A 22,810-nucleotide genomic window follows, 5' to 3' on the forward strand; every position below is an offset into this window, starting at 1 on the left:
GTCGCGCACCCAGCCAGGCACGCCTGCAGCGGGTCTCGCCGCTGCGCGGGCGGCGCCGCACGCGCAACGCGGGTGGTGCCGCCCATTCCTGGGGGTGCCGGAACATATCCGCATCGCCGTCCTCGGCGGTACCGTCGCGCGGTCGACGGCCGTCGTGGACGATGCCGGGCAATGCGTGTGGCCCATGGCGTCATGCAGCGCGCGCATTGGCCCCGCTTTCGAGCCACCGCGGCCGCGCCGGCCACTGCCGGCCACTTCGCGCGATGGGGCCGACTGCCCACCGACCGCACCCACGCCTGCTGGCGACAGCATCGCCGCGCGTTGCATTTTTTGCAGCGCGAACCAGCGAAAAAACTCTTTGATGGCGACAGCAACGGCTCCCTATAGTCGAAGCGTCACCCCCTGCCCGCTTCCGGATCGCCGCGCGCGTCCCGCAGCCCCCCTCGGTCCTGTCGATGCTTGCTGCCGTTCCCACTGCCCCGCCCGCTACCGACCCTGCCCGCCCCGGCGGCGCGCGTGCGGTTGCGCGTTGCGACCAGCTGGGTGGTGCGCCCTACAGCGATACGCCCGATGGCCTGTTCCGTGCCTGGCTCAGCCCGGCGCACCGCGCCGCCGTCACCCAGGTCAGCACGTGGATGCGCGAAGCGGGCATGCAGGTGCGCGTGGACGCGGCGGCCAACCTGGTCGGACGTTACGAGGCCGCGCATCCCGAGGCACCTGCCCTGCTGATCGGCAGCCATCTGGACAGCGTGCGCGATGCCGGCCGCTACGACGGCCCGCTGGGCATCCTGCTCGGCATCGAATGCGTCGCCGCCCTCCACGCACAGGCGCGCCGCCTGCCGTTCGCCATCGAGGTGATCGCGTTCGGCGACGAAGAAGGCTCGCGCTTTCCCGCCTCCATGCTCTGCAGCCGCGCGGTGGCCGGCACGCTGGACCCCGCCGCGCTGGCGGTCAGCGATGCCAGCGGCATCGACGTGGCCGCCGCACTGGCCGACTGGGGCCTGGATATCGCGCAGATCCGTCATGCCGCCCGTACGCCGGGCAGCGTGCTGGCGTATCTGGAAACCCACATCGAACAAGGCCCGGTGCTGGAAGCCGAAGCGCTGCCGGTAGGCATCGTCACCACCATCGCCGCGCAGCGCCGCTTCGCGCTGCGCTTCGATGGCCGCGCCGGGCATGCCGGCACCACCACCATGGCCTTGCGTCGCGATGCCTTGAGCGCGGCGGCCGACGCTTTGCTGGCGATCGAGCGCATCGCGCGCGCCGGCAGCAGCGATCTGGTCGCCACCGTCGGCAAACTGCAGGTCGCACCCGGCGCCACCAACGTGGTGCCGGGCCGGGTGGACTGCACGCTGGACGTGCGCGCCGGCAGCGATGCCACCCGCGACGCGGCCGTGCGCGAAATCGAACACGCCCTCGCGCAGATCGGCACGCAGCGCGGCATCGCCATCGCCATCGATCCGCTACAGACACTGGCCGCCAGCCCATGCGCCCCGGCACTGATCACGCGCCTCGAACATGCGGTTGCCGCGCAGGGCATCGCACCGCGGCAACTGGTCTCCGGCGCCGGCCACGATGCGATGACGATGGCCGCGCTGTGCCCCACCGCGATGCTGTTCGTGCGCTGCGCCGGCGGCATCAGCCATCATCCGGACGAACACGTCGACCCGGCCGATGCCGACCTCGCCCTGGCGGTCATGCGCCATTTCATCGAACACCTGGGAGATCCCTTTGTCACCTGATCTGCGCCACCTGCACACCTTCGGCGAACTCGATCCCCCGCAGCGGCTGCTGATGGGCCCGGGCCCGGTCAACGCGCATCCGCGCGTGCTGCGCGCGATGGCGGCCGATCTGCTGGGCCAGTTCGATCCGGAAATGACCACCTACATGAACGAAGTGATGGCGCTGTACCGGCCATTGTTCGGCACCGGGAATCGCTGGACCTTCCTGGTCGATGGCACCGCGCGTGCCGGTATCGAGGCGGCGCTGGTGTCGCTGGTCAGTGCGGGCGACCGCGTGCTGGTGATCAACTTCGGCCGCTTCGGTTTGCTGCTCACCGAAATCCTGCAGCGCCTCGGTGCCGACGTACACAGCGTGGATGCGCCCTGGGGCGAGGTGGTGCCGCTGGACGCCATTGCCGAGGCAATCGCGCGGGTAGCACCCAAACTGGTGGCCACCGTGCACGGCGACACCTCCACCACCATGGCGCAGCCGCTCGACGGGCTGGGCGCACTGTGCCGGGCGGCCGGCGCACTGAGTTACGTGGATGCCACCGCCACCCTCGGCGGCATGCACATCGCCAGCGACCGCTGGGGCGTGGACGTGGTCACCGGCGGCCTGCAGAAATGCCTGGGCGGGCCCTCGGGCTCGGCGCCGATCACCGTGTCCGAGCGTGCCGCGGAGGCCATCTTTGCGCGCCGCCATGTGGAGCGCGGCATCGCGCGCGATGACATCGTCAACGGCAATGGCCCGCGCATCGCCTCCAATTATTTCGACCTGGCCATGATCATGGATTACTGGTCGGACAAGCGCCTCAACCACCACACCGAAGCCACCACCATGCTCTACGGCGCACGCGAATGCGCACGCGTGGCCCTGCAGGAAGGCCTGCCCGCACGCTTTGCCCGCCACGCCGCCGCCGGCCGCGCGGTGAGCGCCGGCGTGCGCGCGATGGGCCTTGCGGTCTTCGGCGACGATGCGCACCGCATGACCAACGTCACCGGCGTGGTGATCCCGCCCGGCATCGACAACGACGCGGTGCGCCGGCGCATGCGCGAGGATTTCGAGATCGAGATCGGCACCGCGTTCGGCCCGTTGCAAGGCAAGATCTGGCGCATCGGCGCGATGGGCTACAACGCGATGAAGCACAAGGTGCTGATCACCCTGGCCGCATTGGAAGCGGTGCTGCGCGCCGAAGGCTACGCCTGCACCCCCGGCCTGGCCGTGGACGCCGCATTGGCGGCCTGGCATGCGGAGCCGGCGGCGTGAACGCCGCGCGTGCGCTGGTCGGCTATGGCGCCACACCGCCGGCGGCGCAGTGGCCCGGTGGCGCACGCGTCGCCGTGCAGTTCGTCATCAATTACGAAGAGGGCGCAGAAAACTGCGTGCTCAACGGCGATACCGGCTCCGAGGCGTTTCTGTCGGAAATGGTGGGCGCGCAGTCGCAGCCGGGCGCACGCGCCATGGCCATGGAAAGCCTGTACGAATACGGCAGCCGCGCCGGCTTCTGGCGGCTGCACCGGCTGTTCACCGCGCGCGGCGTACCGGTCACGGTGTTTGGCGTGGCCAACGCGTTGGCCAGCAACCCCGAGGCGGTGGCCGCGATGCAGGCCGCAGACTGGGAAATCGCCAGCCACGGGTTGCGCTGGATCGACTACCAGCATGTCGATGAAGCCACCGAGCGCGCGCATATCGCGCAGGCCATCGCGCTGCACACGCAGGTGACCGGCAGCCGCCCGCTGGGCTGGTACCAGGGCCGCACCAGCCCCAACACCGCGCGCCTGATCGCCGAAGAAGGTGGCTTTGTCTATGACGCCGACAGCTACGCGGACGATGTGCCCTACTACGACGCACGCCATGGCCGCACGCAGTTGATCGTGCCGTACACGCTGGATGCCAACGACATGAAATTCGTCGCCTATAACGGCTTTGCCGATGGCGAGCCGTTCTTTCGCTATCTGCGTGATGGCTTCGAGCAGCTGCGCAGCGAAGGCGGGCGCATGCTCTCGGTCGGCCTGCACGGCCGCATCGTCGGCAAGCCGGCGCGCGCGGCAGCCCTGGCGCGCTTTGTCGATCACGTGCTGGCCAGTGGCGACGCCTGGGTGGCGCGCCGCATCGATATCGCGCGCCACTGGTTGCAGGTGCACCCGGCATGAGCATTGCCGTGTCCGAAATCGATCTGCCCGAGGTAATCGCGCAAGTGACCGCGGCCTTTCACGCCTACGAGGACGCCCTGATGCGCGACGACATCGCCGCGATGGATGCGCTGTTCCATGCAGCGCCCAGCACGGTGCGCTACGGCGTGGGCGAGGTGTTGTACGGCATCGAGGCGATCCGCGCGTTCCGCATCGGCCGTGGTGGCTCGCCGCAGCGCCAGCTCGTGCATGTGCAGGTACACGGCTTCGGCCACGACTTCGCCACCGCGCATGCAGAATTCATCCGTGAGGGCAGCAGTGCACGCGGGCGGCAAAGCCAGAGCTGGGTACGCTTTGCCGATGGCTGGAAGGTGGTGGCCGCGCATGTCTCGCTGCAAGGCACGCACGCATGAGCGTGGTGGACGACGGCGTGCTGGACGATGCCGCCTTCGTGGCGCGCTACCGCGAGTTGTTCGAGCATTCGCCCTGGGTGGTCGAACGCGCCGCACGGCGGCGCCCGTTCGCCGATGTGTATCGCGGGCTGATGCAGGTGGTGCTGGATGCGTCGCCGGAGGACCAGGTGGCGCTGATTTGCGCGCACCCCGAACTGGCCGGCAAGGCGGCGATCGACCGCACGCTCACTGCCGCATCGGCCGCAGAGCAGGCCTCGGCCGGGCTGGACCGTCTCAGCGAAGAAGAGTTCAAGCGCTTCCACGCGCTCAATCAGGCCTATCGCCACCGCTTCGGTTTCCCCTTCGTGATCTGCGTGCGGCTGCACGACAAGGCCGGCATCCTGGCCGCGCTGGAGCGGCGCCTGGATGCGCCGCGCAACACAGAGATCGCCACCGCCATTGCCGAGATCGGCAAGATCGTGCACCTGCGCCTGGAGGCATTGCCATGAGCCTGGCCCAACTCGAACGCGAGCTCGCCCGCGACCTGCAGCGTCTTGCCCACGGCGGCGACGCCTGGGTGGCACCGCGCGTGCATCCAGCCGGGCATGTCTTTGATGTGGTGATCGTCGGCGCCGGCCAGAGCGGCCTGGGCGCGGCGTTCGCGCTGCAACGCGAGCGCGTGCACAACGTGCTGGTGATCGACGAAAACCCGTCGGGGCAGGAAGGCCCGTGGGTGACCTACGCACGCATGCAAACCCTGCGCACGCCCAAGCACATCACCTCGATCGACCTGGGCGTGCCATCGCTCACCTTCCGCGCCTGGTGGGACGCGCAGCACGGCAGCGCCGCATGGGACGCGCTGGACAAGATTCCACGCGGCCGCTGGATGGACTACCTGCGCTGGTACCGCGCGGTGCTACGCCTGCCGGTGCGCAATGCCACGCAACTGGCGCGTGTCGAGCCGGACGTTGCCCCCGGCATCCATCGCCTGCATCTGGCGATGGGCGCGCCACTGCTGACGCGCAAGCTGATCCTGGCCACCGGCATCCAGGGCGGCGGCCAGTGGATGGTGCCGGACTGGATCAGCCGCGCCCTGCCCGCGCACCGCTACGCGCACACCTCCGGCCACATCGACTTTGCCGCGCTGGCCGGCAAGCGCGTGGGCATCCTGGGTGGCGGTGCCTCGGCCTTCGACAATGCGTGCTTTGCGCTGGATCACGGCGTCGCCAGCGCCGAGGTATTCGTGCGCCGCAGTGAATTGCCGCGCATCAATCCGTTCCGCCACATGGAACAGGCCGGCATCATCCCGCGCTTTCTCACCCTCCCCGACGCGGACAAGTACCGCATGATGGCCAGCTTTTTCGCGCACAACCAACCGCCCACCAACGACACCTTCCAACGCGCCTGCGCGCACGCTGGCTTTGCACTGCATCTGGGTGCGCCGTGGCTGGAGGTGGCCGAGCGCGATGGCGAGATCGCCGTGCGCACGCCGCAGGGCGAGCACCGCTTCGATTTTCTGGCGGTGGCCACCGGCCTGGTCACCGACCCGCAGCTGCGCCCCGAGCTGGCCGCGCTGTCCGGGCGCATCGCCTGCTGGGCCGACCGCTACCAACCACCGCCGGGCCAGGCCAACCCGGTGCTGGACGCGCACCCCTACCTGGGGCCGGGCTTCGAACTGCTGCCACGCACGCCCGACGACGACGCGCTGCTGCACGGGTTGTTCGCCTTCAACTACTCGGCGCTGATCAACCACGGCCCCTCGGCCGCGGCATTGTCCGGGCTCAAGGTCGCCCTGCCGCGGCTGGCCCGCGCGGTGGCCGACCAGCTGTTTCTGGACGACCGCCAGGCCATCGTCGAGACCTATCTGGCCTACGACCAACCCGAGTTCGTCGGCCAATGGCCGCAGCCCACCCAGGCGGTGGCATGAGCACGCTGTCCACGCATGTGCTGGACACCGCCAGCGGCCGTCCCGCTTACGGCGTGCCGCTGCGCCTGTTCGCAGGCGATACGTTGCACTTCGACGGTGTCACCAACCAGGACGGGCGCTGCCCGGAACTGGCCGCCCTCATGCTGCCGCCCGGCCGCTATCGGCTGGAATTCGAGGTCGCCATCTATTGGCGTGCGGCCGGCGTCGCCCTGACCGACCCGCCGTTCCTGGAGCAGGTGCCCATCGCCTTCGGCATTGCCAACGACGGCCACTACCACGTGCCGCTGCTGCTCTCGCCGTACGGATATTCCACTTATCGCGGCAGCTGAAAGCCGCTGGCGCGAGAGCTGGGGCGACTGCCACAGCGAACCAGGCTCACCGGTCCCGGCGACGGCCTCATCCCGGCGCAGAACGACAGACCGCCCCGCGCCGCGGTCTGTCTGGTACGCGCACGCTGCCTCAGGCACCGTGGATCACGGCAGAGCATTCGACTGGCGCCACTGCGATCTGTGCATCCACCTGACATCTGCTTGCAACATCTTGGCAGCCTATGCGGCAATGGCGTCGCAACCGTTCGGCGCGACACACGCCGCGTTCCGCCACGGCCCCGTAGAATGACGCCTTTCCGGCGACAGGCCGGGGCACCGGAACGGTCATGATCCACAACGATGTACTGCGCAGCATCCGCTACATGCTCGACCTCAGCGACGACAAGGTGGTGGAGATCACCCACCTGGCCGACCCCGGGTTCGCGCTCGACAAGCCGCAGGTGCAGGCCTGGCTGAAGAAGGAAGACGAGCCCGGTTTCGAGCCCTGCACCGATGCGATGCTGGCGCGTTTTCTCGACGGCCTGGTGCTGCGCTTCCGCGGTCGCGAAGAGACCCAGCCGGCACGCCCGCTGGAAACCCGCGTCGGCAACAACCTGGTGTTGAAGAAGCTGCGCGTGGCCTTCGAACTGAAGGACGTCGACATGCACGCCATCTTCGCCAGCGCCGGCTTCCCGCTGTCCAAGCCGGAACTCTCCGCACTGTTCCGCCAGCCCGGCCACAAGAACTTCCGTCCCTGCGGCGACCAGCTGCTGCGCGCCTTCCTCAAGGGCCTGACCGCCCGGGTCCGCGAAGCCGGTTGAACGTCACCACCGTCCCAAAGCGCCACTCTTCGTAGGAGTGCACTCGCGCGCGAGGCATCCGCTGAAACGTTCCATTGCGCAGGCGTGCGCTCACGATGGCAATGACCCGCCGGTGTCCGCCGACTGCGCAGACACCACATCGGCCTGTCCGGCACTTGGGGAATCTGTGCTGGGCCTGCTTGGCGAGGTCAGCCCGTGCCTTCGGTTCGAAGCAGATAGGGTGGCGCGCTCGAGACAGGTGCCCTGGAGATGCCTGCACGCGACGCGAGCGCGATCAACCGCCGCACACGTGCTTCAGCAGGCGCCAGGCCGGCAGGTGCAGATGCGCCAGGCACCCCCGGCGCAACAAGCACCCGTGCGAGCCGGCCAGCATGCACGGCCACGATTCCGAGTCGGCTTCTATGCAGCCGCCGCCAGACGCGGCTTGTGAGCATCCAGACGGAACACCGAGACCGCTTCGCTCAGCTCCACCGCCTGCTCTTCCATCGCCCGCGCTGCGGCCGAAGCTTCTTCCACCAGCGCGGCATTGCGCTGGGTGGTTTCGTCCATGTCATTGACGGTGCGCGCCACCTGCTCGATTCCGGCGGACTGTTCGCGCGATGCGGCGGAAATCTCGGCAATGAGCGTGGTGACCTGCTGCACCGATTGCACGATGTCCTGCATTGTTCGCCCGGCCTGATTTACGCGTGCGCTGCCACGCTCGACGCTGTCCACCGATGCATCGATCAGTTGCTTGACCTCCTTGGCGGCGCCGGCTGAACGTTGTGCCAGCGCGCGCACCTCGGATGCAACCACCGCAAAGCCGCGCCCCTGCTCGCCGGCACGCGCCGCTTCCACCGCAGCGTTCAAGGCCAGAATATTGGTCTGGAAGGCGATGCCGTCGATGACACTGATGATGTCGGCAATCTTCCTGGACGACCCTTCGATTTCGCCCATGGTGCCAACCACGCTGGCCACCATGTCTCCGCCGCGGCTGGCAATCTCGGCAGCCGCCTGTGCACCGCGGCTAGCCTGCTGCGCAGTGTCGGCATTCTGCCGCACGGTGGAGGTGAGCTCTTCCATCGATGCAGCGGTTTCTTCCAGATTGGCCGCCTGCTGTTCGGTACGCTGCGCCAAATCGTTGTTGCCGGCGGCGATTTCGGCGGACGCGGTGCGAATGGTCTGTGCGGCCAGCGTGATATCCCCGACGATATCGGTCAGGCGCTGCACGGTGGCATTGGCATCGTCACGCATGCGCGCGAAGACGCCTTGCTGGTTACCGTGCATGCGCGCAGTCAGATCGCCATCGGCAATTGCCTTGAGCAGCTGCGACAGCTCGGCCAGATTCTGGTCCACGTTGTGCATCAGGCCATTGAGGCCCTCGACCATGCCGCGGAACTCGAATTGATAGGCGTCGGTGTTACCTCGGGTGGCAAAGTCGCCGGCCGCGGCCGCATTGACCAGGCCACGGATTTCGCCGTTGATCGCGGCCAGGTTGCGTTTGGTGGTGTCCATCGCCTCGGTGATCTGCGCCTTTTCGCCCGGCAGGCGCGGCATGTCCACCGACATGTCACCCACCGCGTAATGCTGCATCACCTGCAGCATGGTGCCGATCAACCCCACCTGCGCGCCGATCAGTCCGTTGGTGTCGTCCACCATGCGGCCATACGCGCCAGGAAATGCCTGCGCGTCCATGCGGTAACTCATCTGCCCGGCTTCATGACGCTGGGCCATGTCCGCCTGTGCGCTTGAGACATCGGTGAGCGTGGTGACCACCTGCCCCATTGCCTGTCCCAGCAACCCGATCTCGTCACGATTGCCGACCGCCGCGCGTGCCGACAGGTCGCCGGCCGCCACCAGGCGTGCCGCGTGTGCAACCGTTTCGATCGGGCGAACGATCGAGCGCCGTATCCACCAGCCCAGTACCGCCACCAGACACAGCGCGGCGCCCACCGTGGCGACTGCCGAATAGACCAGTTTGTGCTGTGCCGATTGCGAGCTGGCCAGCACCGCAGCGTCGGCCAGGATCTTGCTGCGCTTGACCAGCGCTTCGAGCGTCTGGCTGGGCGCGCGGTCCTGGCCCTTGACCAACTGGTCGCCCACCTGGGTGTCATGGCCGGCCTCGGCAAACTTGCCCAGTGCGGCTTCGTAGTTGGCCTGCAGCGCCAGATGCGCCTTGGCGAACTCCTGCGCCAAGGCACGCGCCTGTGCGTCCTGCGTTGTCTGGGCCAGCGCCTCGGTGCTGGCCTGCACGCGCTTGCCTTGCTCGCGGAAGGCAGTCAGATGTTTGTTCAATTGCCCCGGGTCGCGCCCGCGGATGAGCACGTTTTTCCATTCCTGCACCTGCAGACGGAAATCACGGGTGATCTCTTCGCTGCTGGAGGCCTGCGCCACCTCCGACGGCACCTTGCCGGACAGACTGAGCCAGGCCGTGCCCAGGCCGCCCAGTGCGCACAGCAGGATGACCGACAGCCCCAGCGCGAGCGCGCCAAGCAGTTTGCTTTGCAGGCTGACAAATTTCGGAGTGGCAGACATGGTGAATCCAGCAACGGGGATATCCGGTTATCGACCGCCCGTGCCTGGCTCTGAAGCGGCGGCCAATGCAAACAGGCTCCGCAACTGCCGATCGAGAATGCGCCCTGCGGCATTCCCCGACAGTCTTCACCCGCATGCCCGACCATCGTGCTGGCCGCACGCAGGCCGTATCCTCCCGCGCATGAATGCGCCCGCTTTTCCGATCTCTCCATTGTTGCCGCAGATTCGCGACAGCCTCGCCGCCCATCCACGGCTGGTCCTGGAAGCGCCGCCCGGTGCCGGCAAGACCACCCAGGTACCGCTGGCGCTGCTGGACGCGCAGTGGCTGGCCGGCCGCAAGATCGTGATGCTCGAACCGCGCCGTGTGGCCGCCCGCAGCGCAGCGACGTTCATGGCGCGCCAGCTCGGCGAGCCGGTCGGCGAGACCGTGGGCTACCGCATCCGCTTCGAGAACAAGACGTCCGCGGGTACCCGTATCGAGGTCGTCACCGAGGGTATCCTGACCCGGATGATCCAGGACGACCCCATGTTGGAACGCGTGGGCGCACTGCTGTTCGACGAGTTCCACGAGCGCCATCTGGCCGGCGACCTGGGTCTGGCGCTGGCGCTGGATGTCCAGGCGCAGCTGCGCGACGACCTGCGCATCGTGGCGATGTCGGCCACGCTGGATGGCGAGCGCCTGGCCGGCTTTCTGGAGGCCCCGCGGCTGAGCAGCGCCGGGCGCAGTTTCCCGGTGGACATCGCGCATTTCCCTGCGCGACGCGACGAAGCGCTGGAACCGCAGACCCGGCGCGCGGTGGAGCATGTACTGGCCACCCATCCCGGCGATGTGCTGGTATTCCTGCCCGGCCAGCGCGAAATCACGCGTGTGCACGGCGCCTTGCAGGAAGCGCTGGACCCGGCCGTGCAGGTGCTGCCGTTGCACGGCGAATTGTCGGTGGAGGCGCAGACGCAGGTCCTGCAACCCGATCCGCAGGGGCGCCGGCGCGTGGTGCTGGCCACCAACGTGGCCGAGTCATCGGTGACGCTGCCGGGCGTGCGCGTGGTGATCGACAGCGGCCAGGCGCGTGAGCCGCACTACGACCCCAACAGCGGGTTCTCGCGGCTGGACGTGGCCACCATTTCGCAGGCCTCGGCCGACCAGCGCGCCGGACGCGCCGGACGCGTGGCCAGCGGCTGGGCCTACCGGCTGTGGCCGCAGTCGCAGCGGCTGGAACCGCAGCGCCGCGCCGAGATCACCCAGGTGGAGCTGGCCGGCCTGGCGCTGGAGCTGGCCGCCTGGGGCAGCGATGCGCTGCGCTTTGTCGATGCGCCGCCCACCGGCGCGCTGGCCGCCGCGCGCGAACTGCTGCAACGGCTGGGCGCGCTCGGCGACTCCGGCGGCCTGACCGCCCTGGGCCGTCGCATGCTCGCGTTGGGCACGCATCCGCGGCTGGCCGCGATGCTGGCGCAGGCCGATGATGCGCCCCGCCTGGCCCTGGCCTGCGATCTGGCCGCGCTGCTGGAGGCGCGCGACCCGCTGCGTCAGGGCGGCGATGGATTGGCAGCGCGCTGGCGCGCCCTGGCCGCGTTTCGTCAGGGCCGTACCGGGTCCGACGCCAATCGCGGTGGCCTGGCTGCCATCGACAGCGCTGCCAAACAATGGCGACGCCGGCTGCGCTGCGACAGCGCCCCACCCACCAGCGTGGAGGCACATGCACTGGGTGATCTGCTCTCCCATGCCTTCCCGGACCGTATCGCCGCACGCCACCCCGCCGACCCGCTGCGCTACCTGCTGACCAACGGCCGCAGCGCGCGCCTGTTCGACCACAGCGATCTGCGCGGCGAACCGTGGCTGGTCGCCAGCGAGCTGCGCTACGAAGCCAAGGACGCCCTGTTGCTGCGTGCGGCGCCAGTGGACGAAGGCTATCTGCGCCGCAGCCTGCCCGAGCGCTTCGTGCAGCAGGACGTGGTGCAGTGGGACGCCGACAAACGCGCCTTGGTCGCGCGCCGCCAATCCAGCTTCGACCGCATCGTGCTCGACAGCCGCCCGGCCGGCCGCGTCGACCCGGCGCAGGCGGCCGGCGCGCTCACCGACGCGGTACGTCAACTCGGTCTGGACGCATTGCCATGGACTGACAACCTGCAGCAGTGGCGCGCACGCGTGCAGTCGCTGCGCGTATGGATGCCGGAGCTCGCATTGCCCGATCTCTCTGACACCACGTTGCTGGACACGCTGGACACCTGGCTACGCCCGGCGTTTGTCGGGAAAACCAGGCTCGACGCGCTGGACGAAGCCAGTCTGGGCGAGGCGCTCAAGGCCGCACTGCCGTGGGAACGCCGCCAGGCCATCGACCGTCACGCCCCTACCCGCATCAGCGTGCCATCGGGCATGGAGCGGCAGATCAGCTACACCCTCGACCATGCCCAGCAGCCGTTGCCGCCGGTGCTGGCGGTCAAGCTGCAGGAACTGTTCGGCTTGGCCGAAACCCCGCGCATCGCCGACGGCCGTATCCCGCTGACCCTGCACCTGCTCTCGCCCGGCGGCCGCCCACTGCAGGTGACCCAGGACCTGAAGAGCTTCTGGGCCAACACCTACCCGGACGTCAAAAAAGAGATGAAAGGGCGGTATCCGCGGCATCCATGGCCGGACGACCCCTGGACCGCCGCTGCAACGCACAGAGCAAAACCACGTGGCACCTGAGCCCCTCTCCCGTCGGGAAAGGGGTTGGGGTGAGGGTACGGGGCGACGTCTCTCACTCATCCAAACCCCCAGGCTTCGCCCGTACCCTCATCCGCCCTTTCGAGGCACCTTCTCCCCATCAAGGAAGACAGTGTCCCGAGGGGGGACTTTCATCGTCGACACCGCTCAAGTTCAGACCTCCGTCGCTTCCGGGATAAGCATCAGTCGCGGCGGCGCGTGGCGTCCTTCCTAACCGCAAGCCAAACAGCGCCTGGTCCCGCTAACGCTGTCTATACGGACCAGCCCACACACTGCGGCCACGTACTCAGAAAGGAAACGCCTCCAATGAGCAAGCTGACCGTGATCACCGAACGCGCCCTGGAGCGTGCCCTGGAACTGGCAGGCAACGCGGGCGACCACCTGCGTCACGCCGCCTCCAATGCCGGCGACCAGGCGCGCCATGCTGGCAGCAGCCTGCGTCATTTCGGCCCGGGCGCCAGCGAATGGCTGAAGACCGGCGCGGCACTGGGCGCCGTGCGCACCGGTGGCAAGGTCGCCACCAAGCTGGTCAAGCGCAACCCCGCTGTCACCGTCGCGGCTGCCGTCGCCGGCCTGGGCCTGATCGGCTATGCGGTCTACCGCAAGCGTCAGCGCGACCAGCAGGTGCTGGGCGGCAATGTGCACCGCCTCGATCGCGAACATGCGAGCAACGCCAATGCACGCCGCGCTGCCTACCAGCGCCGCGCTGCCGTGACCCCGAGCGACGGCATCGAATAAGCCATCGTTTCGCCGATCCGGCGATGACCCATGCAGTGCCCGACGCCACGGCTTGTTGCCGTGGCGTCGTCATTTGTGGCGCGTTCTCGCGCTGGCCCGCTACGGGATCCGGGCGTTCCAGCTGCCTCATCCACCGCATCGATGCGCTTCACGATCGCGATGGCAAGCGCCGCGACTGATGGGACCGATGCCTGCCGTCACGGCCGTGCCCTTGTCTGACCCAACACAGTGCCATCAACGCGCGTTGCGACGCGGCCGTGCCGGTGACGTGTCTTCCACCCGCCATTGCCCGGGCGCCAGCGTGTCCAGGGTCCACTGCCCGATCGCCACCCGCACCAGACGCAGGGTCGGCAACCCGACCGCTGCGGTCATGCGGCGCACCTGACGGTTGCGGCCTTCGCTGATCTGCAGCTCCAACCATGCATCGGGCACCGTCTTGCGCACGCGTACCGGCGGATCGCGCGGCCAAAGGACAGGTGCGGGGTCGAGCCGGCGAACCTGCGCTGGCCGGGTCGGGCCATCGTTGAGCAGCACCCCTTCGCGCAGTGCCTGCAACTGCGCCTGCTGCGGCTCGCCTTCCACCTGCACCCAATAGGTCTTGGGCTGTTTGTGGCGCGGGTCGGTGAGCCGATGCGCCAGCGCGCCATCGTCGGTGAGCAGCAACAGTCCTTCGCTGTCGTGATCCAGTCGACCTGCCGCATACACGTCTGCCGGCAATCCGAACTCGGCCAGCGTGCGTTTGGGTGGCTGGGAGCGGTCGCTGAATTGCGACAACACGTCATAGGGTTTATTCAACAACACCAACATGGACAGACCTGTTGCGGAAGGAACGCTGCACACGGCCATCGCCGGGCACGGCCATGGTGCGTGATCAGGCTGGGCGCCGCCATCGCGATCGCTGGACTGCAGCACAAAAAGCGGGAAATTCCATCGAGCGTAACGCGCATGCAACGGTCGGCGGCGTCGCTTGGCCAGCGCTCGCCGCCGGTCTTGAACGCTGGCGTCAGAGGCATTGCCTGCGTGCAGAAGACGACATGCACACCGAAACGCAAGGCACGTCACCGCGGCAGACGCGGCAAACGCTGCATGCCGGCCGCACCTGGCGCCGGCATGCAGACACGCGCTACTGCTTGACGAACTTCAGCGTCATGCGGTCGCTCTCGCCGATCGCCTTGTACTTGGCGTCATCGGCCGCGTCGTGGTTGTTGCTTGGCGGCAGCGTCCACACGCCGCCCGGATAATCCTTGGTGTCGCGCGGATTGGCGTTGAGCTCGCTCTTGCCGGCCAGCTTGAAGCCGGCCGCTTCGGCCATCGCGATCACCTGCGCCTGCCCTACGTAGCCGCTCTTGTCGTCGGCCGGCACGTCGGTCTTGGCGCGATGCTCGACCACGCCGAGCACGCCACCGGGCTTGAGCACCTTGTAGAAGCCGGCAAACATCGCCTCGGCATTGCCGGCCATGCGCCAGTTATGCACGTTGCGGAAGGTCAGTACCAGATCGGCCGAGTTGTCCACGCCGAACGAAGGCGACTTGGGCACATACGACACGAACGATGGCTTGCCGTACAGGTCGGGCTTGGCCTGGAACTTCTTTTCCAGCTCGTCGCGCGCACGCTGGGCGTAGTCGCGTGCGCGGCCTTCCGCAGCAGAGGCCGGGTCGACCACCGCTGCCACGTACTTGCCCTTTTCGCGCAGGTAGGGCGCCAGGATCTCCGAATACCAGCCGCCACCGGGGGTGATCTCAATGACGGTCTGGGTGGGCTTGATGCCGAAGAACGCCAGGGTCTGGCCCGGATGGCGGTATTGATCGCGCTGCACATAGACGCGGTCGCGCCAATTGCCATTGATGGCCGCCTGCAACGCGGCATCGGGCGCAGGCAGGCTCGCGCTGTCGGCCGGCTTCATCGCCAGCGCCAGCGGCGCGCTCATCGCCACCAGGACACTCATCACACATGCACAGGCCAGCTTGTTGCGGATCATCGCAGCGCCCTCTTCCGGGTAAAAAGTAGCGCGAGCCTAGCATGCGGCCCGGAGCCTGCCATCAGCCCGCCTCGCCACGCGCAGCAGCGGTTCGCAGCACAGGCCGTGAGCGACTTGTTCACATCCTGTGAGTCGATGGACACGATCGACGGAACGCTGAATCCACGTTGGTGTCACACGCACGATCGGTGTGCATGACTATCCTGTGGGGAGTTCGAATCAGGAGCCTCCACGATGACTCACCCCCGCGCACTGGGCCGCTCCGGCCTGCAGGTTCAACCCATCGTCTTCGGCGGCAACGTCTTTGGCTGGAGCGCCGATGAGGCGACCTCGTTTGCGTTGCTGGACGCCTTTGTCGATGCCGGTTTCAATCTGATCGATACCGCCGATGCATACTCGGGCTGGGTGCCGGGCAATCGTGGCGGCGAATCGGAAACCATCATCGGGCGCTGGCTTGCACGCAGTGGCAAGCGTGACAAGGTGCTGATCGCCACCAAGGTGGCCAAGTGGAGCGAGCACCCCGGTCTGTCGCCGGACAACATCGCTGCCGCCGTGGAAGACTCGCTCACGCGCCTGCAGACCGATGTGATCGATCTGTACCAGGCCCACGAAGACGACGAATCGATTCCGCTGGAAGCCACGCTGGCCGCGTTCGGCCGCTTGATCGAACAGGGCAAGGTACGCGCGATCGGCGCGTCCAATTACACCCCCGCGCGTCTGCGCGATGCACTGGATATTTCCGAGCAATACACGTTGCCGCGCTACGAAAGCCTGCAACCCGAATACAACCTCTACGACCGCGCCGGCTATGAAGCCGAACTGGAGCCTCTGGCGCGCGAACGCGAGTTGGGCGTGATCAGTTACTACTCGCTGGCCAGCGGATTTCTCACCGGCAAGTACCGCAGCGCCGAGGATGCCGGCAAGAGCAGCGCGCGCGGTGCCTCGGTGGTTAAGCAGTACGTCAACCCACGCGGGCTGCGCATCCTGCAGGCCCTGGACGACCTGGCAGTCACCCACAATGCCACCCCGGCGCAGATCGCGCTGGCCTGGTTGATTGCGCGCCCGGGCTTGACCGCGCCAATCGTCAGCGCCACCAGCGTGACCCAGCTGCACGATGTGCTGGCCGCAGCGCAGCTGTCGCTGAGTGCCGACCAGATTGCGCAGCTGGACAGTGCCAGCGCACCGGAACCGGCTGCGTCCTGACCCCGCGCACCAGCGCATACCTGCTCATTCCCTCGCGCAGCCGCCCGTGCGGCTGTGCTCCTTTGGCCGCGCACCTGCGGCCCCACTGCGAGGATCTCCCGCATGACATCGATCACCAACCGCCGCATCGTGCTGGCCTCGCGCCCGCACGGCGAACCCACGGCCGACAACTTCCGCATCGAAGAGGCCAGCCTGCCGCCCACCGGGCACGACCAGATCCTGGTGCGCAACCGCTTCCTGTCGCTGGACCCGTACATGCGCGGCCGCATGGATGAAGGCCCCTCGTACGCCGCACCCGTTGCGATCGATGCGGTGATGGAAGGCGGCACCATCGGCGAAGTCATCGAGTCGCACCATGCCGACTATCACCCCGGCGACCTGCTCGTGCTCGGCGGCGGCTGGCAGACCCATAGCCTGCTCACCCCGACCACGCCCTTGCGCAAGCTGCCCAAGGACGACAGCCTGCCGCTGAGCACTGCGCTCGGCGTGTATGGCATGCCCGGCTTTACCGCGTATGCCGGCCTGCATGAAATCGGCAAGCCGCAGGCCGGCGAGACCCTGGTGGTGGCAGCGGCCAGTGGCCCGGTCGGCGCCACGGTGGCGCAGCTGGCGCGCCTGCAGGGGCTGCGTGTGGTGGCCATTGCCGGCGGCGAGGAAAAGGTGCGTTACCTGCGCGAGTCGCTGAAGGTGGATGTGGCGCTGGACCATCGCGCCGACGACTTTGCAGAGCAATTGCGTGCTGCCACACCGGACGGCATCGACATCTATTTCGAGAACGTCGGCGGCAAGGTCTTTGACGCGGTGCTGCCGCAGCTCAACGACTTTGCGCGCGTCCCGGTGTGCGGGGTGATCGCCACCTACAACAGCCGCGGCCAGGCGCTGCCGGGACCCGACCGGCTACCGGACTTCATGGGTCAGGTGCTGCGCAAGCGGCTGACCGTGCGCGGCTTCATCCAGCACGACTTCATCCGCCTGATGCCGGCATTCCTGCGCGAAATGGGCCAGTGGCTGCGCGAGGACAAGATTCAGTATCGCGAGCATGTGCTGCACGGTCTGGACAGCGCTCCGCAAGGCCTGATCGACGTCCTGCGCGGCAAGAACTTCGGAAAAGCCGTCGTCGCCCTCGACTAAGCAACTCGCAGCGCCGCGCAGAACTCACGCTTTTGCGATTCCCCATTCCCCATTCCCCATTCCCAAAGGAACACAATGACTGTCCCCGCATTCGGCCTCGGCACCTTCCGTCTCAAGGACCAGGTCGTCATCGACTCGGTGCGCACTGCACTTGAGTTGGGATACCGCGCGGTCGATACCGCACAGATCTACGACAACGAAGCGCAGGTGGGCGAGGCGATCGCCGCATCCGGTATCGCGCGCGATCAGCTGTATCTGACCACCAAGATCTGGGTCGACAAGTTCGACCGCGACGCACTGCTGCCAAGCCTGCAGGAAAGCCTGCGCAAGCTGGGCACCGACCATGTCGACCTTACCCTGATCCACTGGCCCTCGCCCAAGGACCAGGTGCCGATGCGCGAGTATCTGGAAGCATTGGCGCAAGCCAAGGCGCAGGGCCTGACGCGGGCGATCGGCGTCTCCAACTTCACCATCGCGCTGGTCAAGCAGGCAATCGAGATCCTGGGCGCCGAGGCGATCGCCACCAACCAGATCGAGGTACACCCGTACCTTCAGAATCGCGCATTGACCACCTTTCTGCGCGAACAGGGCATCCATGTCACTTCCTACATGACGCTGGCCGTGGGCGAGGTACTGAAGGATCCGGTGATCCAGGCAATTGCCGCCCGCCACGGCGCCACCCCGGCGCAGGTGACGCTGGCCTGGGCGTTGCAACAGGGATATTCGGTGATTCCCTCGTCGACCAAGCGGGCGAACCTGGAGAGCAATCTCAAGGCGCAGGAGCTGCGTTTGAGCGAGCAGGACATGGGCGAGATTGCCGCACTCGACCGTGGCCAGCGCTTGGCCAACCCGCACGCCATTGCGCCGGACTGGGACTGATCCGGCAGTGCGTGTCCGCCTTGGCTGATGCGGTGCAGGCGCAGCGCGCGACGACCGCTCGTCGTCGCGCGCTGGTGGGCTTGTAAAACGCGCTGCTACGGTTCCGCGACAGGCGAGCAGTCTCGCTGACGGAGTCCTCCCCATGCATGCATGCCGCGTCTGTTCTGCCCCGCACTATCCGTTCTGCCCCGCACTCGCGCCAACGTTGACGCGGAGATCGCGTACTGGCGCGATCTCCATGCCGACGGTCATCTGGGTGGCTACGCGTCTGACGACGATGCCCGCGTACCGATGCTGGGCTACGCCATCTATCTGGCCTATCCGCAAGCATCCGAAGCGCAGTTGTATCGCGTGTTGCAGGATGCGGACTACCGCTCCCAATCGACGCTATCGGTGCCGTGGATCAGACGCGCTGGACCGTACGCGATGCCTGGAGGCACCTGCAACGTGCCGGCACGAAGCACTAGAGATGACTGCATTCGTAGGAGCGCGCTTGCGCGCGATGAGTGTTACACGGTCCTGCCCGTCGCCATCTGGCGCGCTCCTACAACGACCGTGCGGTGCTGCGCGATTGAATGGGAGTCGGTCCGGTCGGTAATGTCCTCGCGCTCGGGCGCGCTCCTACGAGGCAGGCGGCGTCTTTGCTCGAGGCTGATACTTGGGCGTGCACATCCACGCCCGCTGCCGACCATGGGCGGTGGCGTGGCCGTTGCCTAGTTCAACTGGCCCATTGCCATGGCCTGACGATCGATCCGGTGCTTCTCGGCCAATGCCTGCATGCCTTGCAGTGTCGAGGCGATCAGGCTGGCGTAGCGCAGCCGCCACAGGTTGGCACGGTCGTCGTCGTCCTGGGTGCTGCCCAGGCCATCCAGTACCTGCGGCAGACGGCGGTCGGCCAAGGCCGACGCCGCCAGGTAGGGCTTTGCCGGCGCAATCACGTCCACCGGGGCGCGCCAGTCGTTGGCGACATGACGGGCGATGCCGGCCAGGTGCGACAGCTGGTGCATGCCGATCAGCGTCTCGTGCAGCATCTCCCGGCACGCCCACTGCCACAGCGCCACCTTTTCCGATGGGTCCTGAGCGATCTCGGTCAGCGCCAGGTCAACCTTTTCGATACGTGAGTCGAGCATTGCGGAGCTCCGATGCTGCTGTGCAACATAATTCACACCATCTGCCGTGAGAATCAAGTGATCCCGCCGTTGGAAAACCGTCAGCGCGCCGATGCTCGACCCGGTTCACGCTTTCCGGCGACCGCCAGCCGGCTTACCGGCACCCTGACTTCCTGCCCATGCAGCCTGCGCGGCGCTGCGTGATGCTGCAGTCCCCTACAGCGGCCATCCTCATGCGCCTTGTCCTCGTGCCCATCCTGCTGCTGGCGAGCTGCGCTGTGCGGGCCGAGACGGCCAAGCCGGTCCTGTCCTCGCGGCAATGCGAGGTCAGCACCTCCTACGACGTGCTGGCCGATGGCGGCGGGATCTGGCTGCGCCGCAAGCACGGCGCCCCGCGCGAAATCTTCTTCCACGGTGGCGAGCTCAACGTGGACCGCCAGCCGGCGCCGGTCAGTGCAGCGGATGCGCAGCGCTTGCGCGAACTCGAACAACGCACCCGCGCGCTGATGCCGGCGGTGACGGGCATTGCCCATTCAGTGGTGGACATCACCTTCGATGCGCTGGGCGGTGTGGTGCATGTGCTGTCCGGTAACGCGCGCCAGCAACGCAAGGTCGAGCAGCTGCGCAGCGGCGCGCTGGCCCAGGTCGATGGCAGCCTGGGACGTGGGCGTTGGGAGCAGCAGCTGTTCGATGCGAGCTTCCAGGCCAACGTCGACGCTGCGGCCGAAGATCTGGCCGGCAGCCTCACCCGCAGCGTGCTGTGGACGGTGATGACCGGCCGCGCAGGACAGCTGGAACGCCGTGGCGCGGCGCTGGATGCGCAGCTGGAGCAGACCATGCAGCAGCGCAGTCAGGCATTGGAGGCACAGGCGCAAGCGGTCTGCGTGCAGGCCCAGGCGCTGTATGCCATCCAGCAGGCGCTGGAGGTCCGCATCGACGGGCAACGCCTGCAGATGCTCGAGCTCACCACCCATCCGCAGGACGAAGACGCCGCCGCTTCCGGCAGCGTGGTGGCGACGGTCATGCGCTGAAGTGTCAGGGCGGCAAGAGGCGGCATATTGCTGCCGGGGTGCCGCAGCGCCCATGTCACATGTGGCTTGCGCAGGCCACAGTCCGCAGGTGCCGGCTGAGCGATTGAAGCGCGCTGCACGCAGCAGCTAGCGCGCCAGCCAGTTCCGCAGCGCCTGCGAGACCGCCTGCGGTTGTTCCAGTGGCGACAGATGCCCACATGTGGGCAGCCGCACCAGCTGTGCCTGTGGAGCGAGTGCGGCCATCTCTTCGTGCAGGGCTGGCGGGGTGATCGCATCGTCTTCCCCGCACATCACCAGCACCGGCCCAGGGTAGGCGCGCAACAGGTCGCGTCCGTCCTGCCGCTCCAGGCGGTTCTGCCGCACGAACACATCCACGCCCAACCGCCCAGTCATGCCGCGCACGCGCGCGAGCAGCGCCTGGTCCTGCCAGCGCGAGGGATGCACGTAGTGGCGCAGCAAACGCTCGCCAAAGCCATGAAAGCTGTTGCCGCCAAGCACGCTGGCTTCCTGCGCGCGTCGCTGCGCGAGGCGTTCGGGCGTGTCGGCGCGTGCGGAGGTATCCAGCAAGGCCAGGCGCTCCACCCGCTCGGGCGCCACGCGCAGCAATTCCTGCGCAACGTAGCCACCCAACGAAAAACCCGCCACCGCGCAACGCGGCGGCAGCTGCGCGAGCAATTGCAGCGCCAGCGCGCGCATGCTGTCGGCGCCGGTGAGATCGCCGACCACGCAATCGGCAATGTCGGCCAGTGCCTCGCGTTGCGCATGCCACAGCTCGGCATCGTTGAGCAGTCCTGGCAGCAGCAACAGTGTGGGGCGATCGACGCTCATGCGCCGACGCTGCCGGCCGAAGCCGGAGGGAGATGCAGTGTCATTGCTGAAGTGTGCCGTGTGCCAAGCCCTGGCAACACCCGGCCCCGTCAATGCAGCGGCCCGACGCATGCGCCGGGCCGCTGCTGACATCGCCATGCGTCTGCCGCACGGCGTCGGCCGATCTCAGGCCAGGGTCAGGGTGACGTCGATATTGCCGCGGGTGGCGTTGGAGTACGGACAGACCTGATGGGCCTTGTCGACCAGCGTCTGCAGCTCGGCCTTGTCCATGCCCGGCACGGCCACGCGCAGTTCGACGGCGATACCGAAGCCGCCCGGGATCTGGCCGATGCCGACGCTGCTGTCGATGCTCACTTCACCCGGCAGCTTGAGCTTGTCCTGCGCGGCCACGGCCTTCATCGCGCCGATGAAGCAGGCGGCGTAGCCGGCGGCGAACAGCTGTTCCGGGTTGGTACCGTCGCCGCCAGCGCCGCCGAGTTCGCGCGGGGTGGACAGCTTGGCGTCGAGCGCGCTGTCCGAGGACACCGCACGGCCTTCGCGGCCGCCGGTTGCGGTGGCGTGGGCGGTATAGAGGATCTTTTCGGGTGAGGCCATGGTGGTTCTCCTGATGAGCGCAATGCGCGGTGAGTGAATCGATAACTATTTAATAGGGTGCGATGTATCAGACGGTGACAGGGGCGGCGACCCGCCTTATCCCACGCCCAGGCTGGCGCGCAGCTTTTCCAGATCCTGCTTGAGCTGGACCAGTTCATCCAACGAGCAGGACGACGCGCACAGCACCTGCTCCGGCACGCCACCGGCCTTGCTGCGCAGCGCGCGGCCGGCATCGGTCAGTGTAATGATGACCTGGCGCTCGTCGACGGCAGCGCGCGTGCGCGTCACCAGACCGGCGGCCTGCAGCCGCTTGAGCAGCGGCGTCAGCGTGGCCGAATCCAGGTGCAGGCGCTCGCCGATCTCCGACACGCTGCGGCTGTCGGTCTGCCACAGCACCAGCATCACCAGGTACTGCGGATAGGTCAGGTCCATCCCCTTCAGCAGGCCGCGGTAGAGCTTGTGCATCGCCAGATTGGCCGAATACAGCGCAAAGCACAGCTGGTTGTCGAGCTGCAGCAGCGCGTCTGTCCGGGCGGTGGCGGTGGCGGTGTCCATGGGCTGCACTTTACATAGCGCGCTATTCAATAGCAAGCGATTTACGCAGGCGATCAACACAGCCACGATTTGCCGCAGTCCCGCAGCGCAGCCCTCCGAGCGATAAATAATCGGGATCGCATCGCCGGCCATGGGCTGCGCGACCTTACCGCTACCCTCAGAGCGCTTCACTTCAAGGGAGGCCTCGCCCCTGGTGAAAGAGCTGCCGGCTATGACGCCGGTAGCTGCAAGAGCCTGGCAGCGACGC

The 22,810-nt window shown here is 67.5% G+C and carries 21 protein-coding genes; 14 read left to right on the forward strand and 7 right to left on the reverse strand.

Features of this window, described 5'->3' with window-relative positions:
- Window positions 1-455: 455 nt before the first annotated feature.
- The 8 genes from XnspCFBP7698_RS15235 (at window position 456) to XnspCFBP7698_RS15270 (ending at window position 7,302) form a co-directional block, all read left to right on the forward strand.
- Window positions 456-1,742 carry an allantoate amidohydrolase gene (locus XnspCFBP7698_RS15235; protein ID WP_104580182.1) on the forward strand — a complete coding sequence of 429 codons (1,287 nt, stop codon included), beginning with the start codon at window positions 456-458 and terminating at the stop codon, window positions 1,740-1,742.
- Window positions 1,732-2,988, forward strand: coding sequence for an alanine--glyoxylate aminotransferase family protein (locus XnspCFBP7698_RS15240; protein ID WP_047694471.1), 1,257 nt, complete (start codon window positions 1,732-1,734; stop codon window positions 2,986-2,988). Before XnspCFBP7698_RS15235 ends, XnspCFBP7698_RS15240 begins: the two co-directional genes overlap by 11 nt.
- Entirely contained in the window at window positions 2,985-3,875 is an 891-nt protein-coding gene (gene puuE / locus XnspCFBP7698_RS15245) for an allantoinase PuuE (RefSeq protein WP_104580183.1), read from the forward strand. The genes XnspCFBP7698_RS15240 and puuE overlap by 4 nt, the downstream gene beginning before the upstream one ends.
- A complete protein-coding gene (gene hpxZ / locus XnspCFBP7698_RS15250; RefSeq protein ID WP_047694469.1) occupies window positions 3,872-4,267 on the forward strand; it encodes an oxalurate catabolism protein HpxZ in 396 nt (131 codons plus the stop codon). The genes puuE and hpxZ overlap by 4 nt, the downstream gene beginning before the upstream one ends.
- Window positions 4,264-4,755, forward strand: a complete 492-nt coding sequence (gene uraD, locus XnspCFBP7698_RS15255) for a 2-oxo-4-hydroxy-4-carboxy-5-ureidoimidazoline decarboxylase (protein ID WP_104580184.1) — start codon at window positions 4,264-4,266, stop codon at window positions 4,753-4,755. Before hpxZ ends, uraD begins: the two co-directional genes overlap by 4 nt.
- A complete protein-coding gene (hpyO, locus tag XnspCFBP7698_RS15260) occupies window positions 4,752-6,173 on the forward strand; it encodes an FAD-dependent urate hydroxylase HpyO (protein WP_104580185.1) in 1,422 nt (473 codons plus the stop codon). The genes uraD and hpyO overlap by 4 nt, the downstream gene beginning before the upstream one ends.
- Window positions 6,143-6,502, forward strand: a complete 360-nt coding sequence (gene uraH, locus XnspCFBP7698_RS15265; RefSeq protein WP_104580186.1) for a hydroxyisourate hydrolase — start codon at window positions 6,143-6,145, stop codon at window positions 6,500-6,502. Before hpyO ends, uraH begins: the two co-directional genes overlap by 31 nt.
- Before the next feature lie 326 nt (window positions 6,503-6,828).
- Window positions 6,829-7,302, forward strand: coding sequence for a DUF1456 family protein (locus tag XnspCFBP7698_RS15270; protein ID WP_104580187.1), 474 nt, complete (start codon window positions 6,829-6,831; stop codon window positions 7,300-7,302).
- Window positions 7,303-7,701: 399 nt separating this feature from the next.
- On the opposite strand, the gene XnspCFBP7698_RS15275 is transcribed toward XnspCFBP7698_RS15270, so the two are convergent.
- Window positions 7,702-9,816: a methyl-accepting chemotaxis protein gene (locus XnspCFBP7698_RS15275; protein WP_184368826.1), complete on the reverse strand. Its 2,115-nt coding sequence runs from the start codon at window positions 9,814-9,816 to the stop codon at window positions 7,702-7,704.
- A 181-nt stretch (window positions 9,817-9,997) separates the two neighbouring features.
- Between XnspCFBP7698_RS15275 and hrpB the strand changes: the two genes are divergently transcribed.
- Both hrpB and XnspCFBP7698_RS15285 read left to right on the forward strand, forming a co-directional pair.
- Complete coding sequence (hrpB, locus tag XnspCFBP7698_RS15280) at window positions 9,998-12,499, forward strand: ATP-dependent helicase HrpB (RefSeq protein WP_123137565.1); 2,502 nt, start codon at window positions 9,998-10,000, stop codon at window positions 12,497-12,499.
- A gap of 324 nt (window positions 12,500-12,823) precedes the next feature.
- Window positions 12,824-13,255 carry a hypothetical protein gene (locus XnspCFBP7698_RS15285; RefSeq protein WP_039413958.1) on the forward strand — a complete coding sequence of 144 codons (432 nt, stop codon included), beginning with the start codon at window positions 12,824-12,826 and terminating at the stop codon, window positions 13,253-13,255.
- A 234-nt stretch (window positions 13,256-13,489) separates the two neighbouring features.
- Here XnspCFBP7698_RS15285 and XnspCFBP7698_RS15290 read toward each other — a convergent pair whose 3' ends face one another.
- Window positions 13,490-14,062, reverse strand: a complete 573-nt coding sequence (locus XnspCFBP7698_RS15290) for a pseudouridine synthase (RefSeq protein WP_104580189.1) — start codon at window positions 14,060-14,062, stop codon at window positions 13,490-13,492.
- Window positions 14,063-14,378: 316 nt separating this feature from the next.
- Window positions 14,379-15,233 (reverse strand): class I SAM-dependent methyltransferase, encoded by an 855-nt coding sequence (locus XnspCFBP7698_RS15295; protein ID WP_039413952.1) that lies wholly within the window; start codon window positions 15,231-15,233, stop codon window positions 14,379-14,381.
- Window positions 15,234-15,467: 234 nt separating this feature from the next.
- Between XnspCFBP7698_RS15295 and XnspCFBP7698_RS15300 the strand changes: the two genes are divergently transcribed.
- The 3 genes from XnspCFBP7698_RS15300 to dkgB all read left to right on the forward strand — a co-directional run bounded on the left by XnspCFBP7698_RS15300 (window position 15,468) and on the right by dkgB (window position 18,446).
- Window positions 15,468-16,436: an aldo/keto reductase gene (locus XnspCFBP7698_RS15300; RefSeq protein ID WP_104580190.1), complete on the forward strand. Its 969-nt coding sequence runs from the start codon at window positions 15,468-15,470 to the stop codon at window positions 16,434-16,436.
- Between the two features lie 102 nt (window positions 16,437-16,538).
- Window positions 16,539-17,567 (forward strand): NADP-dependent oxidoreductase, encoded by a 1,029-nt coding sequence (locus tag XnspCFBP7698_RS15305; protein ID WP_104580191.1) that lies wholly within the window; start codon window positions 16,539-16,541, stop codon window positions 17,565-17,567.
- A gap of 75 nt (window positions 17,568-17,642) precedes the next feature.
- Window positions 17,643-18,446, forward strand: a complete 804-nt coding sequence (gene dkgB, locus XnspCFBP7698_RS15310; protein WP_104580192.1) for a 2,5-didehydrogluconate reductase DkgB — start codon at window positions 17,643-17,645, stop codon at window positions 18,444-18,446.
- A gap of 713 nt (window positions 18,447-19,159) precedes the next feature.
- Here the strand turns inward: dkgB and XnspCFBP7698_RS15320 are convergent.
- The gene (locus XnspCFBP7698_RS15320) at window positions 19,160-19,576 is read right to left on the reverse strand and encodes a hypothetical protein (protein ID WP_047694459.1); all 417 of its coding nucleotides are present in this window, start codon (window positions 19,574-19,576) and stop codon (window positions 19,160-19,162) included.
- A gap of 212 nt (window positions 19,577-19,788) precedes the next feature.
- Here XnspCFBP7698_RS15320 and XnspCFBP7698_RS15325 point away from each other — a divergent pair, with 212 nt between their 5' ends.
- Window positions 19,789-20,586, forward strand: a complete 798-nt coding sequence (locus tag XnspCFBP7698_RS15325) for a DUF2884 family protein (RefSeq protein WP_104580194.1) — start codon at window positions 19,789-19,791, stop codon at window positions 20,584-20,586.
- Window positions 20,587-20,712: 126 nt separating this feature from the next.
- Here XnspCFBP7698_RS15325 and XnspCFBP7698_RS15330 read toward each other — a convergent pair whose 3' ends face one another.
- From XnspCFBP7698_RS15330 to XnspCFBP7698_RS15340, 3 genes are all read right to left on the reverse strand, one after another.
- Window positions 20,713-21,414: an alpha/beta fold hydrolase gene (locus XnspCFBP7698_RS15330; protein ID WP_104580195.1), complete on the reverse strand. Its 702-nt coding sequence runs from the start codon at window positions 21,412-21,414 to the stop codon at window positions 20,713-20,715.
- A 165-nt stretch (window positions 21,415-21,579) separates the two neighbouring features.
- Window positions 21,580-22,008 carry an organic hydroperoxide resistance protein gene (locus tag XnspCFBP7698_RS15335; RefSeq protein ID WP_104580196.1) on the reverse strand — a complete coding sequence of 143 codons (429 nt, stop codon included), beginning with the start codon at window positions 22,006-22,008 and terminating at the stop codon, window positions 21,580-21,582.
- A gap of 96 nt (window positions 22,009-22,104) precedes the next feature.
- Window positions 22,105-22,563, reverse strand: coding sequence for a MarR family transcriptional regulator (locus tag XnspCFBP7698_RS15340; RefSeq protein WP_104580197.1), 459 nt, complete (start codon window positions 22,561-22,563; stop codon window positions 22,105-22,107).
- Window positions 22,564-22,810: the final 247 nt, after the last annotated feature.

Source organism: Xanthomonas sp. CFBP 7698, from assembly GCF_003600855.1.
Lineage (GTDB): Bacteria > Pseudomonadota > Gammaproteobacteria > Xanthomonadales > Xanthomonadaceae > Xanthomonas > Xanthomonas cannabis.

Bases quoted from the DNA above. Each gene is read 5' to 3' on its own strand.
- uraH (WP_104580186.1), top strand. From the start codon at position 6,143: ATGGCCGCAGCCCACCCAGGCGGTGGCATGAGCACGCTGTCCACGCAT.
- XnspCFBP7698_RS15340 (WP_104580197.1), bottom strand. From the start codon at position 22,563: ATGGACACCGCCACCGCCACCGCCCGGACAGACGCGCTGCTGCAGCTC.
- XnspCFBP7698_RS15235 (WP_104580182.1), top strand. From the start codon at position 456: ATGCTTGCTGCCGTTCCCACTGCCCCGCCCGCTACCGACCCTGCCCGC.
- XnspCFBP7698_RS15300 (WP_104580190.1), top strand. From the start codon at position 15,468: ATGACTCACCCCCGCGCACTGGGCCGCTCCGGCCTGCAGGTTCAACCC.
- hpyO (WP_104580185.1), top strand. From the start codon at position 4,752: ATGAGCCTGGCCCAACTCGAACGCGAGCTCGCCCGCGACCTGCAGCGT.
- XnspCFBP7698_RS15270 (WP_104580187.1), top strand. From the start codon at position 6,829: ATGATCCACAACGATGTACTGCGCAGCATCCGCTACATGCTCGACCTC.
- hpxZ (WP_047694469.1), top strand. From the start codon at position 3,872: ATGAGCATTGCCGTGTCCGAAATCGATCTGCCCGAGGTAATCGCGCAA.
- hrpB (WP_123137565.1), top strand. From the start codon at position 9,998: ATGAATGCGCCCGCTTTTCCGATCTCTCCATTGTTGCCGCAGATTCGC.
- uraD (WP_104580184.1), top strand. From the start codon at position 4,264: ATGAGCGTGGTGGACGACGGCGTGCTGGACGATGCCGCCTTCGTGGCG.
- XnspCFBP7698_RS15285 (WP_039413958.1), top strand. From the start codon at position 12,824: ATGAGCAAGCTGACCGTGATCACCGAACGCGCCCTGGAGCGTGCCCTG.
- XnspCFBP7698_RS15290 (WP_104580189.1), bottom strand. From the start codon at position 14,062: ATGTTGGTGTTGTTGAATAAACCCTATGACGTGTTGTCGCAATTCAGC.
- XnspCFBP7698_RS15295 (WP_039413952.1), bottom strand. From the start codon at position 15,233: ATGATCCGCAACAAGCTGGCCTGTGCATGTGTGATGAGTGTCCTGGTG.
- XnspCFBP7698_RS15305 (WP_104580191.1), top strand. From the start codon at position 16,539: ATGACATCGATCACCAACCGCCGCATCGTGCTGGCCTCGCGCCCGCAC.
- XnspCFBP7698_RS15325 (WP_104580194.1), top strand. From the start codon at position 19,789: ATGCGCCTTGTCCTCGTGCCCATCCTGCTGCTGGCGAGCTGCGCTGTG.
- XnspCFBP7698_RS15335 (WP_104580196.1), bottom strand. From the start codon at position 22,008: ATGGCCTCACCCGAAAAGATCCTCTATACCGCCCACGCCACCGCAACC.
- XnspCFBP7698_RS15330 (WP_104580195.1), bottom strand. From the start codon at position 21,414: ATGAGCGTCGATCGCCCCACACTGTTGCTGCTGCCAGGACTGCTCAAC.
- XnspCFBP7698_RS15275 (WP_184368826.1), bottom strand. From the start codon at position 9,816: ATGTCTGCCACTCCGAAATTTGTCAGCCTGCAAAGCAAACTGCTTGGC.
- dkgB (WP_104580192.1), top strand. From the start codon at position 17,643: ATGACTGTCCCCGCATTCGGCCTCGGCACCTTCCGTCTCAAGGACCAG.
- XnspCFBP7698_RS15320 (WP_047694459.1), bottom strand. From the start codon at position 19,576: ATGCTCGACTCACGTATCGAAAAGGTTGACCTGGCGCTGACCGAGATC.